The organism is Catenovulum sp. 2E275 (assembly GCF_025515275.1).
GTDB lineage: Bacteria > Pseudomonadota > Gammaproteobacteria > Enterobacterales > Alteromonadaceae > Catenovulum.
Genome location: NZ_JAOPFU010000021.1, coordinates 1 through 12,473, shown reverse-complemented (window position 1 = coordinate 12,473; position 12,473 = coordinate 1). Strand labels below are relative to the sequence as shown.

The window sequence follows — 12,473 nt, the reverse complement described above, 5'->3', positions numbered from 1 at the left end:
CGGGAAATTTAAATGGTTTGTTGATTTACAATTTTCAGATCATGATCTTTCCCGTGTCCCTGCAGAGTTGATTCCAATGATTGTTGTAAACAGCATCTATCGGAACAAAATTAGGTATCAGCATCAAGATTTAAGGGATCACAGTTGGAAAGTTAATGAAAAACCAGAGGTGTATAGGATAGAAAAAGATGATGGGAGTTTTTATTTTCGGTTTGTGTCAGAATCTTCTCAGGTTTTAGTGTCTGCAATCGAATTGGCTAGAGCTCTTTTTTTAAACAATTTTCATCTCACTAGGACTGCATTTCGAGTTAACGGTTTAGATGCAATGGCTAATATTGAAGAGTATCCAGACAAGAGTATTATTCGCTTTAATCGTTTCTCCGACTATCCACTTTCGAACCTCTCATCTACCACAGCTTTAAAACATTTAGTTTGGCTGTTAATGTCTGATGAAAATCGCTCAAGCTTTAACTCAATATTTGAACACCTGGTTAATAATGAGGATAACTACTGCGATTTTTGTTTTACTCCACCAGATTTAACCGGATGGAAGTTTAAGGCTAAGGGCTATTTCTATAATGACATTTTTTATGCAAATGAAATTACCGAATTTAGGACAAGTCCAATAGGTCATTTACCTGATATTGAAATCTACCACCCAAATAAAAAAGAACCTATTGTTCTGGATGACGGGGGAAATGATACTGGGCAACGAAAACCCCATGTAAAAGTATCAGGTAAGCCCGATGAATTGGATTTTAAAAGTGGCGTTAATCCCAAACGCAGACATTCAATATACAAAAGTCCTGAATTAAAACAAATCTTTAATATGGTAAATCATATTGAAGTTCTTCCAGGTGAAAAAGATCCAAGACGAAAGCCAATGGTTGAGGTTGACGACGATAAACCAAGTGAACAATCAGGTATAAATCATAAAAATGGAGAGGGAGAGGCTAAAGAATTTGACTACCAGATAAATACTGGAACAGAAGATAGCGAAATGGAAATGCAACCTGACGAGTTAACTAAAGTTGAATCTACGGACAGACTAAAAGTTATTGAACATCTTATTAATGCTTTGTCCGCGGAGTATAGTAACTTGGTAGTTGTAAGTATAAATACTTACAGATGCCCCAAACCAGCTAAGAATATATCAAATTACTACTATGAAAATACTCAGGAAGCACGGGTTTTTTTATGGGCAAAATTAAGTATTGGGCCTACATCCTTACATATATTGGAGATTGATAACGCCGGTCACCAGAAAATGAAAATCAGTACTCCGATTATTGAGTTCAAGCAGTCTTTAGAACCTGTAAATGGAGTGGTAAAAATAATACAGTCTTGCGTGGATTCAGGTTTTAAATGGAATACGGAAACAATTAAGGAATGCGCCCAAACTGTTAGATATGTTACTCACCCGGCTAAAAAGTTCGAAACTGGTGATAAAGCCCATATCAAACGCTGGATGAGCTATTTTATAACTCAGTTAAGAAAGTTGGGGTATATATAGATGAGCTTTATAGTCATTAATAATAAATTAAACCCCTGACAATAAATGTATTTTTTTTAAATTCTGATATTATATTTTGCACCGAAGATATGGTGTTATGAAAACAAATTATTCTGGGACATAATTGAATTAAAAGGAAAATGTATGAAGTATATACAGTTATTCGGCATCGGAATTTCATTAATTTCACTTACAGCCTGCGTAAGTACAAATATAGATAAATCACAATTCTCAGAAGGGGCTTCTCTTCTATTGTAAGCGTCCGGCAATCCACACCTAGCTTTTGATATTCCAAGGCAGTAAATCATCGATTTGGCAACCCGGTTTGCAGATTTGGGTTAAACAATAGCTAATATAATCGTAAGGTATTAGTCCGTTGGCCTTTGCCGTTTCCACTATGCTGTAGAGCATTGCACTGGCGTTGACCCCATTAGCTGTTTGGCTAAACAGCCAATTTTTGCGGCCAATGACAAAGGGTTTAATCGCCCGCTCAGCGCGATTATTGTCGATAGACAAATGACCATCTTCAACATATTGAACCAACTTATCCCATTGATTCAGGCTGTAGTTGAGCGCTTCCCCTAATTTGGATTTAGGTAAGGTATTGAGCAAAGATTTTTCCAACCAAGCTTTATATTGGTTAAGTAATGGCTCTGACTCTTTTTTCCGGATGACTTGTTTTTCAGCCGCTGTTTTATCTTTGATTTTCTGTTCAACTCGATAAAGTTTTTGAATATGATTCAACGCCCAATTTGCTTTGCCCGTTTTTCCTTTGGGTTGCGCTTTTTCAGCTTCATCAAACTTACGCCGTGCATGTGCCCAGCAGCCTGCTAGCTTAGCTTTAGTTTGGTCATACCCTTGGTAACCATCCACTTGAAGGTAACCTGTATAATTAAGTAAAAAATTCGCAGGATAACAACCCGAACGACCCGGCTGATATTCATACAGTACGATATTTTTAAATGGGTTATTTGCAACAGGCGTGTCAGTACCTGTGCAATATAACCACATATAGGATTTTGTTTTGTCATCACTCACCACATTGAGTGTGGTCTCGTCCGCTTGAATGACATGTTGCTCTAATAAGATTTGATGCAATTTGTCATACAGTGGTTTAAATAAACTGGCACATTTGATTATCCAGTCACTCATGGTTTGTCGACTGATTTCAATGCCGTGTTGTTTAAACATGGTTTCTTGCCGATAAAGCGGCAGTGCGTATTGATATTTACTGGTGATGATTTGGCTGAGTAAGCTTGGTGTTGCAATGCCTTTAGGAATTGGACTCGCTGGCATCGGGGCTTGTTTGATTTGAACTTGTGTTTCGTTTTGCTCACAGGCTCGGCAGCTGTATTTTGGTCTAACATGTTCAATCACTTTGATTTGAGCTGGAATAAATTCAAGTTTTTCAGATTTATCTTCACCCATTTTATGCAGCTCGCCACCACAACAGTCACAGCTTTTATTTTCAATGTCGTGCACAATCACTTCGCGTGGTAAATCAGCCGGTAACGCAGTGCGTTTAGCTTTTTTACGGGTGTATCAGCGATGTCTTCCGCTTCGTTAAATAAATCACCTTGTGCAGGGTGGCCTTCGGTTGATTTACCGAATTGTTTTTGCTGAGCTAATTTGAATTGTTCTTCTAAATACGCGATTCTGGAATCTTTATCCGTTACTTGTTTTTCAAGTTCGGCAATGCGTTTGAGAAGTTGCTGCTCTAGTTCAGTCATAGGGGGTATTTTACCCTGTAACTCGCTGATTATCTGCATGTTATTCAGATTAAAAGCTGATCAGGTATGATCTAAAGTTATAAGCTCAAGTTTGATAAAATCAGCGGTTTATGACCAACAATATCAAAGCCATTGAGCAGCCAGTTAAGCTGTTGCTCAGATAAAACAAGCTGGTTTTCATGCTCGGCATTCGGCCATTTAAACTTATTGTTTTCTAATCGTTTATGCCACAAAGCAAACCCCGTTTTATCCCAGTAAAGGATTTTGAGTTTATCTTTGCTTTTGTTGCAGAAGATAAATAAAGCACCGGACATCACATTTAAATTCATTTCAGCGACAACAATATTAGCTAAACCATTAATCGATTTTCGAAAGTCCACCACTGGGCGGTGCAGGTAAATGTCACTTGGCTCAACAAACATTTTCATTTAACTAAACCTCTAATCAAATCAGACAAATACTGTGCAGAGGTTGAACCTGGCAATTTTAATTCTCCAACCTGCAAAGTCAGTGTGATATGGGCAGGCTCAATCGCTTCTTGCAAACCCGTGTGCTCAGCTTGAATGCTCACTTTACTAAAGCTAGTTTGGGTGGTTAACTGTTTGCGATATTTATAAAAAGTGGACTTAGCTAAATTATTTACCTGACAAAAATCTTGTATATTTAAACCAGAGTCTGGTTGTTGGCGAATTAAATCCTGCCAATGCTGATGAGTTCGTTTGGTTTGCATAACTCACTCCTGTTATTAAAAAGAAATGAGCTTAGCGAATATAAAATAAATGTTTAGGTGTGTTTTAGCCGACGGTTACCTTCTATTTGACACAAAAATTCAAATAGCCCACGAATTAAATAAGTTACGTGAGAGCAGCGCTGCGAATTCAGGGCAGGAAAAATTCACTGGTGTTAATAATGTTGTAAGCGATCATTTTAGACCGTCTTCAAACTAAATTTAAATCCCATATTCTGTTCATCAACGTAAATAACCACGAGATGATGAATATGAAAAAAGTCCGAACTCAACGCACAGCTGCTGATTGGCAGCAACTATTTGAACTTCAACAAACATCAGGCATGGCAATAACCAAATTTTGCGAGCAACATCAGCTAACCGTTTCCAATTTTTATCACTGGCGTCAAAAATTAAATACCAGTGAAGTTAAAGCGCAACCAGCTAAAGCTGAAACAGACAGCGAATGGCAGCCAGTTACAATTGCCATGCCGGACACAACAGCTCAAAACTGGAGCATTGAGCTCAAATTACCAGGCGGTGTGGTATTAAACATGAGCACACAAGCATGATAGGTATTTCACCTTCTGTCGCCATTTGGCTATACAACCAACCTGTTGATATGCGCAAACAGTTTGACGGTCTAGCTGCTCTCACTCAATCCAAACTGAACTGTCGTGCCAATAATGGCGAGCTGTTTGTTTTTATTAACCGAAAACGCACACACATTAAGTTACTCTATTACCATCAAGGGGGTTATTGTATTTGGTCAAAACGATTAGAAAAAGGCACTTTACACACTGTTTCAGGTGACAACAAAATCACCTTAGATTGGACACAACTTCAGTGTTTAATTGGTGGAATTAAATGGCAAGAAAAGCCAATAAACACGCGCCTTACAAGGTGAAATAGGGTATAATTATACCCTATGAAAAAACATAAAATCAGTCACTTACCTGCATCTGGAATTGATGCTCAATATGCCAAACAAGCTGCACAAATTGCATCGCTTGAGCATCAACTCGACTGGTTAAAACGCCAAGTGTTTGGGCGTAAGTCTGAACAATTTCTATCCGACTCAAATGAGCAAACTGAGCTATTTGTTAAAGATAACTCAGCTACATCCAAACCCGATTCAATCGAAATTAAATCTCACCGCCGCAAATCGAATAAACAATTAAGCGGCGATGAAGTCAATGATACGGGTTTACGTTTTGATGATTCAGTGCCACAAAAAATCATTGAAGTCGACGCACCAGAGCTTAATGGCGATAACGCAGACCAATACGAAATTATCGATTATAAAGAGCAGGCGCGTTTAGCGCAGCAACCGGGTAGTTACGTTGTTTTAATTTACCGTAAACCCGTTGTGCGTCATAAAACCAAAGAAACCGTTCGCACTGAGCCCACACCCAATACGGTATTAGAAGGCTGTTATGCTGACGTATCCGTACTTGCAGGTATCATGTTCGATAAAGCGGTTTATCACTTACCTTTATACCGCCAACACCAAAGAATGTTGGATGCGGGCATTCAATTAAGCCGCGCCACCCTCACCCATTGGATACAAAAAGCCATTGCGCTGTTATACCCCATCTATCAAGCGCAGCTTGAGCATATCTTGCAAAGTAAAATACTGGCCATGGATGAAGTGCCGATAAAAGCGGGCCGAAAAAGTAAAGGTAAAATGAAACAAACCTATTACTGGCCCATTTATGGTGAACAAGACGAAATTGCTTTTACTTGGTCGCAAAACCGAGGCTTTTTGCATGCCAAAAATCAACTGACTGGCTTTAATGGTACATTATTAACCGATGGTTACACGGCGTATACCAAAACAGTCAATCAATTGAACGAGCAAAACCAAAACGTAACCCATGCATCTTGCTGGGCGCACTGCCGACGTTACTTTGAAAAGTCACTTAAGATGGAGCCTGAGCTTGCAAAATATGCACTGCTAAAAATTGCAGATTTATATCAAGTTGAAAAGCATATTCGCGATGAAAACTTAGATGAACAAAGTGCACTCGATTATAGACAAAAACATGCAGAGCCTGTGATTGATGAATTCTTTAACTGGATATATGAACAAAGGCAACGGCCTGAGTTATTACCATCAAACCCAATCAGCAAAGCATTAAAGTATGCAGATGAACGATACCATCAACTGAAAGTGTATTTAGGGGATGCGAATATCCAAATTGATACCAACCATTTAGAGCGCGCCTTGCGAGTAATCCCTATGGGCAGAAAGAATTATTTATTCTGTTGGAGTGAGTTGGGCGCTGAAAATATGGGCGTATTACAAAGTTTAATGGTGACGTGCCGGTTGCTGGGCATTAACCCATATCACTATTTGGTGGATGTATTGCAACGCGTGAGCCTGCATCCCGCCAAAGATGTCATTGATTTAACCCCGCGTGTTTGGAAAGACAAATTTAAAGATCATTTTTTAACATCAGATCTGGCTAATTAGGGGTAATATACCCCCTGAATGATCGCTTACATAATGTTAATACATCCAGCGCATCAGATGTGGTTTTTGGCTCAGGATTAGTTTCGTCCGCTGCAGTTTTGACTAAAAGTGGGCAATGGGTTTCTCCGGGTAATTTTACAGATTGGGGTCAAATCGGTATAGGTGTTCTTGGTATTTTGGCTGATAGTTCAATGAAGCGTCACCCGTTAACTTACTCTTATTTTTTTAATACTGACCCAAACTGTAAGACACTAGAGTGTAATGAAAATGCGTTCGTTATTACAAAGATGTTATGGACCTCTATGTTGAGCGTTTAGCAATTAATCGAGGTGACGAATACTTAGTTGACAAAATAAGCTATGAAACTTCAGGACTTCTAGCTGATCATGCTAAGGCCAGAATTAAATTTAAAGAGCCAGAAGAAATCAAAAAGCATAACTATACAGTCATGAGTGTATCAAACCTTGATGAAGTTAACAGCGACTTCAATATATGGGGAAATGAAACCCCTAAAGATCGACCCGACATGCTAGGCTTTTTAGGTTTATCGTATATTGAAACTTCTGATTTACTGTTAGATGCTTCTGAAAAACACCCATATATTTTGATATATAGAGGTATTGATTCAGAACGAATGAAAGAGGGTAAACCATGTTATGGTGGCTTTTTTATACGAGCAGGTAAGCCTATTGTCGTTGATGAATTAAACTGTGTTAAGCTAGCTGGTTAAATCAGACATTATCAAGTGATTCTTTATTTAAATAGGGCACCTTTGCAAGGTCGAAGTGCCCTTTGATTTGTAAGTGAAAGAAGCTGTATTCTGATGAGGCAACTTTTGCATAATCGAAGTCTGACTTCTATGGCAATAAATCTTTAGGCTTGCATTTTAAAACAATTGCAAGAGAATATAGTTTTTCGACGGTTATATTCATCTCGCCTCTTTCTATTCTCCCGATGTAACTCCGATCCATGTCAGCTAGTTCTGCAAGTTTATCCTGAGCCAAACCAACTTCTTTTCTTTTTACTCGAATGTTGGCGCCCAATTTCTTTGCTAAGTCTTTCATTTTTTGTCGCTATTAAAATAAAAGACTATCTTTTTTTGCGGATTATAAATCCACGGCTTATAATCCTCTTTTTTTGATGGCCGGATATGAATAATGCTTAACCCGAAGGTAATATTAATAAATCCTACACTGCACAAAATATTCTTAAGTAATTTAAACTCACACCTTGAAATGAAGCAGCTTAGGGAATTTTTTATAGAACAAACCAAGATCAAAATAACAACGGATGAACTGAATAAACTCCTATATCGTCAACTAGATCGTCTCGTAAAACAAAAAGTTATAGAAAAAAAGAAGTTAGGAGATGGTAAAAGAGTTGTTTACAGAAGTTTTGAAGGGTTCACTGATATGACCTTTAAATTTAAAATTTTTGCAAAGGAAAATGAAAGAAAGGGTCAACTATTAGGGAGTCAAACTACTTCTGAAGCCTCCAAATCTAAACTAGAGCGAGAGTTAAAACAGTATGAAATTGATTTTCAATCTTGTATTGCAGAATCAGAGGAATATAAGCGCTTATTCTCGATTGTTCCAGATATGAAAAAAGTACTGGAGCAACACTATTTACTGGCTTGTAATCAATCAAATGAATTACTTGGAAAGATAAAAGCAGTGAAAACCATTCTTCAAAATAGTGTAGTAGGTTAATAGTGCAGTTACGACAATGGCAAAGTGAGTGTATTAGTAAGGCGAGTAAATATTATCGAAACAACCGGCATTTTCTTTGTTTGGCAACACCCGCTGCCGGCAAAACAATTATGTCTGCGAGCTTAGCAAAAAAATTACTGGCCGAGGATAAGATCGACTTAATTATTTGTTTTTCACCAAGTGTAACCACATCGGAAAATGCGCGTGTTGTGTTTGAACGAATATTAGGCTCTAAATTTGATGGTATGCTAGCCTCGATTGGTTGTTCGCTAACGTATCAGGCGATGTTAAATCTAGATAATACCTTCTGGAAAATTTTTAATTCTCATAGGGTCTTTGTCGTATTTGATGAAATTCATCATTGCTCTGGTGGTGATTTTGTTAAAGGAAATGCTTGGGGTCGGTTAATACTCAATAATATTAAAAATCACGCTAAGTATACTCTGGCAATGAGTGGCACACCTTGGCGAAGTGATTCAATGCCCATTGCTTTGAGCGAATATACTAAATCAAATGGGAAAATTAGTACGCACTATCAATATGGGCTTGCACGCGCTATTGAAGATAAAGTTTGTCGAGTTCCGCAAATTACTTTAATCGATAACGACAAAATTGTTGTTACTAGGCAATCAGTTCAAAATAGTTACAAGAGTTTTAATGAGCTATTTAATCAGAAAGTGATTAGTTACAGCGAATTGTTGCATAATCATAATGCCCTTAAATATATTCTTGGATCCTCAATTAATAAATTATCTTCAATTAGAACGAACAACTCTCGTGCTGCTGGGCTAATTGTTGCGACTTCAGTAGCTCATGCTTTATTAATCCAAAGATTAATGACAAAGGAATTTGGAGAAACTGCTGAAATTGTGAGTTATAAAACCGAAAACTCGGCTCAAAAAATAGACAGTTTTAGAAACAGTATTGATCCTTGGATAATAAGTATTGGTATGATTTCAGAAGGTACAGACATACCCAGGTTACAAGTATGCTGCCATTTAAGTCGAATCAAAACTGAGTTGTATTTCAGGCAGATTATTGGGCGGATATTGAGAGTCACAAGTCATGATTCTGAGCGAGCATGGTTATATACTTTTGCTGAGCCAAGTTTGACTAGTTTTGCTCAACGGTTAAATCAAGATATTCCACACTACTCTGTGATTATGGATGAAGATAGCGATGTTGATAAATCAAAACCAGATAAACCAACGGATGCTGTTGGTGTGAATAACGGTGCTGCTGCTTCGGAAAAAACTAAGAATATAACAGCGGATGTACTTCTTACACCAGATGGTTACAAAGCTCATTCTACCAAGGAAAAAATACCATCTGACTTGGTTCGCTGCGATATATTGGGTTATTTTAGACAACAAGTTATTCAGGCTTTTCAGTCACCATTCTAAAGCGGCAAATTAACTTAATTTTGCAAGAGGTTAGACACATTGAATCAGTTAGCTCAATTGAAATTATCGGTAATGTCAGATATCCATCTGGGATGTTTTGCACCAGACAAGCTACCTGATTTTGAATTGGCTCAGGGTATAGACGTTCTGGTTCTAGCTGGCGATATAATGGATGGAGTGAAATCTCACGGTATTGATTGGGTACTAAACTTAAACCCGAACATACCTATCATTTACACAGCTGGAAACCATGAATATTATGGCTCCAGACGAGATAAAGCCATTCGGAATCTAACTGACGCTTTTGCAAATACTAATGTTAGGTTTTTAATAAATGATACTGTGACGATTAAAGGTTATAAGTTTATTGTGACTGATTTATGGACCGACTATCAGCTCAGAGGTGATATTGTTAAATCAACTAATTTTGCCAGAGCTAGAATGAATGACTTTCGAAAAATAAAGTTTAAATCAGCTACAGGCTATAGAAAACTTAGACCTTTGGACACAGTGCAGTGGCATATTGAGGCTAAACATTTTATTCAAACGGAATTGAATAATTGCCAAGAAGAGATTCCTATTTCAGTGACTCACCATGCAACTCACCCGCTACAGTTGGAACCGGCATATAAAAATTCAGAGTTTTCTCCTGCTTATGCCAGTGATATGACTGAATTCTTTAATCAATGTAAAACAAAACCTGTCTTGGCCATAAACGGACACAGTCATTATAGTAATTATTGCCATTCAGATGGGATCTATTATTACAGTAATCCATTCGGTTATCATGATGTTGAAGTTGTTCACGGGTTTGACAGTAAAGCTATACTGGAGCTTGACGGCAGTAAGGTTAAGTTGACGCAAAAAAAACCAAAAGTCTTATCAATTCCACAAAAATATTTAGCTACAGACAGAATATTAATGAGTGCCCTTCAAGAGGCTCTAAAACAGATTGAAGTAGATAATCAGCTCACTGGCATCGAAGACCAATTTTTCAGGTTACTGGCTGGACGAAATTGTCCGGTAGGATATGTATATCGTTATGATTTATATGAGATTATCAAGAAAATGGGACTTAGGGTTGAGTTTTATTAAATTGGTTTAATTGAGTATCAAACATAAAAGTGGGCTAGATGATTAAGCAAAAAATGAAACTTATATAACTAAATATCAAAAAGATGTATTTGTGAATAGAGTTCAAAATCCTTGAAGAAAAGAGTATAGTTTGGAGTTAACTCTATCAGCTTTAAAATGATCAAACTTTAATACATAAGGGTATTTCCTAAATCAAAGGTTTCTGATCAAACTTTAATACATTTTAGAGTGTTTTATGTACGATTTTTTGGTTTTTTAGATCAAACTTTAATAAATAACCACATTTTTGGTAGGTAATAAGGTTTTATATTAAACCTACAAAGTTAAAAACTTTATTACCCGTCCACATGATTCTGAGGCCGTAATGAATAGTAAAACTTTAAAAAATATTGGTACAAGGCTTGTTTTATTAATTGTTGCAGCGGGGTTTTTTATATTTGTATATGTAGGGCTTGATACTGGAGAAGCTCCTTCACGTGGTGAAAATCCTAAAATAACAACTGATCCTGTAGGCTATTGGTTCATGATGTCTTTCTATATTGGAATGTGCTGCTTCGCTTTCATTCCAGCAATGTTACCATCAAAGTGGTTATATTTTATATTTGGTGATGATAATCATAAGTGATAGCTGAATTTTGAAGCTAAATGGATCGAAAATGTACGTCAAGCAAAATGCTTGACACAAAAAAGGCTTTCGGCCGATAGTTTTTTGGATGTTTATATTTTTGTTTTTCTGAGCTAGTCAGCTCAGGTGCCAATAGCGAACGCCTTCTGAACAATTTTAAACATCAGTAGGCTTGCGCAAAATTGACATTTACCCAACTCAAATTTTGCATATTTGGTAGGTTGGCACGAGCCTAGGCGAATCCCAACATTTTGTATATTAAATAAGTTATTGGGATTCACTTCGTTCGACCCAACCTACGCGGGCTAAAACCAATTTAAAAAGCTTTTAAAGCCAAGTACAACCAGAAATATTAGGAAAACAACCACAATAGAAAAAGCTGTTAAAAAGATGGGAGTTAATTTAGATTCTTGGTTGTTTTTCAAAAACTCGGTTTCAAGTTTAGTAACCCCATTGAAATCATCGAGATCACTTCCGATGTATTCACCTTGCTCAATAGCTTTTTCACAAGCGCTAATCAAATTTCTTAGCCCTGACTCATCACCTACAATATGGCGATTAATTTTAAAGTCACTTCCATCTTTTAATTGGGGCATACTCTTTCCTATTCAGCGGACTAAACCGCTTGGTACATAACGCCCGCAGCCAAGCTTTAGCAGTCCCACATAAATTGTTTGTTAGGTGCAATTTCCCTACATGTACAAACTTAGTTGCAACGACACCCAAGTAACAACTAAGACAATAACACTAAAATTTTCTGATTTATTATTAATATGCAAGAATAAAATAGAAAAGAAAAATGTTAAAGGCATCATAAACATAGATGATTCTTGTGCTGACACAGTTTGCCCTGAAAGAGCAATACCTATACGAACGATAACCGATAAAACAGACAACCAAAAAAATGCACGTAATATAAAAAATCTTAGGTGATCATCAGAACCAAGAGGTTTTAATTTTTTGGTGAAAAATGCTTCCTTTAAAATAGATAAAATTTCTTCATCAGATTTGTTTAATTTAAGCATAATTTCCTTTTGCACCTAACGCTCGCATTTGAGGCTGGTTTGAAGCGTAGCGGAAAACCAGTCCGGCAACATGCGCTTGTGTACGCCCGACATGGGCATTAACTAATGAGGTGAAAGTCCTCTGTAGGAAGATCACCGTTTAAATAACTGATTGTTATTAAACGATAACT

14 protein-coding genes and 1 pseudogene are annotated in these 12,473 nt (G+C 37.2%); 9 read left to right on the top strand and 6 right to left on the bottom strand.

Annotation, left to right across the window (positions count from 1 at the left end; all coding sequences use genetic code 11):
* Positions 1-76: 76 nt before the first annotated feature.
* Positions 77-1,513: a Tn7-like element transposition protein TnsE gene (locus N7931_RS19550; protein ID WP_316250577.1), complete on the top strand. Its 1,437-nt coding sequence runs from the start codon at positions 77-79 to the stop codon at positions 1,511-1,513.
* Between the two features lie 276 nt (positions 1,514-1,789).
* Here N7931_RS19550 and tnpC (N7931_RS11185) read toward each other — a convergent pair.
* From tnpC (N7931_RS11185) to tnpA (N7931_RS11175), 3 genes and pseudogenes are all read right to left on the bottom strand, one after another.
* Positions 1,790-3,243, bottom strand: a pseudogene (gene tnpC / locus N7931_RS11185) (IS66 family transposase).
* A gap of 77 nt (positions 3,244-3,320) precedes the next feature.
* Complete coding sequence (gene tnpB / locus N7931_RS11180) at positions 3,321-3,671, bottom strand: IS66 family insertion sequence element accessory protein TnpB (RefSeq protein WP_262794108.1); 351 nt, start codon at positions 3,669-3,671, stop codon at positions 3,321-3,323.
* Positions 3,668-3,973 (bottom strand): IS66 family insertion sequence element accessory protein TnpA, encoded by a 306-nt coding sequence (tnpA, locus tag N7931_RS11175; protein ID WP_262794106.1) that lies wholly within the window; start codon positions 3,971-3,973, stop codon positions 3,668-3,670. Before tnpA (N7931_RS11175) ends, tnpB (N7931_RS11180) begins: the two co-directional genes overlap by 4 nt.
* A gap of 269 nt (positions 3,974-4,242) precedes the next feature.
* On the opposite strand from tnpA (N7931_RS11175), the gene tnpA (N7931_RS11170) reads away from it, so the two are divergent.
* The 4 genes from tnpA (N7931_RS11170) (at position 4,243) to N7931_RS11155 (ending at position 7,176) form a co-directional block, all read left to right on the top strand.
* Positions 4,243-4,542, top strand: coding sequence for an IS66 family insertion sequence element accessory protein TnpA (gene tnpA / locus N7931_RS11170; RefSeq protein WP_262794104.1), 300 nt, complete (start codon positions 4,243-4,245; stop codon positions 4,540-4,542).
* Entirely contained in the window at positions 4,539-4,877 is a 339-nt protein-coding gene (gene tnpB / locus N7931_RS11165) for an IS66 family insertion sequence element accessory protein TnpB (RefSeq protein WP_262794103.1), read from the top strand. Before tnpA (N7931_RS11170) ends, tnpB (N7931_RS11165) begins: the two co-directional genes overlap by 4 nt.
* Positions 4,878-4,898: 21 nt before the next feature.
* Positions 4,899-6,446, top strand: a complete 1,548-nt coding sequence (tnpC, locus tag N7931_RS11160; protein WP_262794102.1) for an IS66 family transposase — start codon at positions 4,899-4,901, stop codon at positions 6,444-6,446.
* 292 nt (positions 6,447-6,738) lie between these two features.
* Entirely contained in the window at positions 6,739-7,176 is a 438-nt protein-coding gene (locus tag N7931_RS11155) for a hypothetical protein (protein WP_262794101.1), read from the top strand.
* 127 nt (positions 7,177-7,303) lie between these two features.
* On the opposite strand, the gene N7931_RS11150 is transcribed toward N7931_RS11155, so the two are convergent.
* The gene (locus N7931_RS11150) at positions 7,304-7,510 is read right to left on the bottom strand and encodes a helix-turn-helix domain-containing protein (protein WP_262794099.1); all 207 of its coding nucleotides are present in this window, start codon (positions 7,508-7,510) and stop codon (positions 7,304-7,306) included.
* 93 nt (positions 7,511-7,603) lie between these two features.
* On the opposite strand from N7931_RS11150, the gene N7931_RS11145 reads away from it, so the two are divergent.
* From N7931_RS11145 to N7931_RS11130, 4 genes are all read left to right on the top strand, one after another.
* Positions 7,604-8,155: a hypothetical protein gene (locus tag N7931_RS11145; protein WP_262794097.1), complete on the top strand. Its 552-nt coding sequence runs from the start codon at positions 7,604-7,606 to the stop codon at positions 8,153-8,155.
* 2 nt (positions 8,156-8,157) lie between these two features.
* Positions 8,158-9,558 (top strand): DEAD/DEAH box helicase, encoded by a 1,401-nt coding sequence (locus N7931_RS11140; RefSeq protein WP_410369352.1) that lies wholly within the window; start codon positions 8,158-8,160, stop codon positions 9,556-9,558.
* Between the two features lie 39 nt (positions 9,559-9,597).
* Positions 9,598-10,653 (top strand): metallophosphoesterase, encoded by a 1,056-nt coding sequence (locus N7931_RS11135; RefSeq protein ID WP_262794092.1) that lies wholly within the window; start codon positions 9,598-9,600, stop codon positions 10,651-10,653.
* A gap of 364 nt (positions 10,654-11,017) precedes the next feature.
* Positions 11,018-11,278 carry a hypothetical protein gene (locus N7931_RS11130; protein WP_262794091.1) on the top strand — a complete coding sequence of 87 codons (261 nt, stop codon included), beginning with the start codon at positions 11,018-11,020 and terminating at the stop codon, positions 11,276-11,278.
* A 305-nt stretch (positions 11,279-11,583) separates the two neighbouring features.
* On the opposite strand, the gene N7931_RS11125 is transcribed toward N7931_RS11130, so the two are convergent.
* Together N7931_RS11125 and N7931_RS11120 are read right to left on the bottom strand one after the other, a co-directional pair.
* Positions 11,584-11,874 (bottom strand): hypothetical protein, encoded by a 291-nt coding sequence (locus tag N7931_RS11125; RefSeq protein WP_262794090.1) that lies wholly within the window; start codon positions 11,872-11,874, stop codon positions 11,584-11,586.
* A 96-nt stretch (positions 11,875-11,970) separates the two neighbouring features.
* Positions 11,971-12,303, bottom strand: coding sequence for a hypothetical protein (locus N7931_RS11120; RefSeq protein WP_262794088.1), 333 nt, complete (start codon positions 12,301-12,303; stop codon positions 11,971-11,973).
* Positions 12,304-12,473 lie beyond the last annotated feature (170 nt).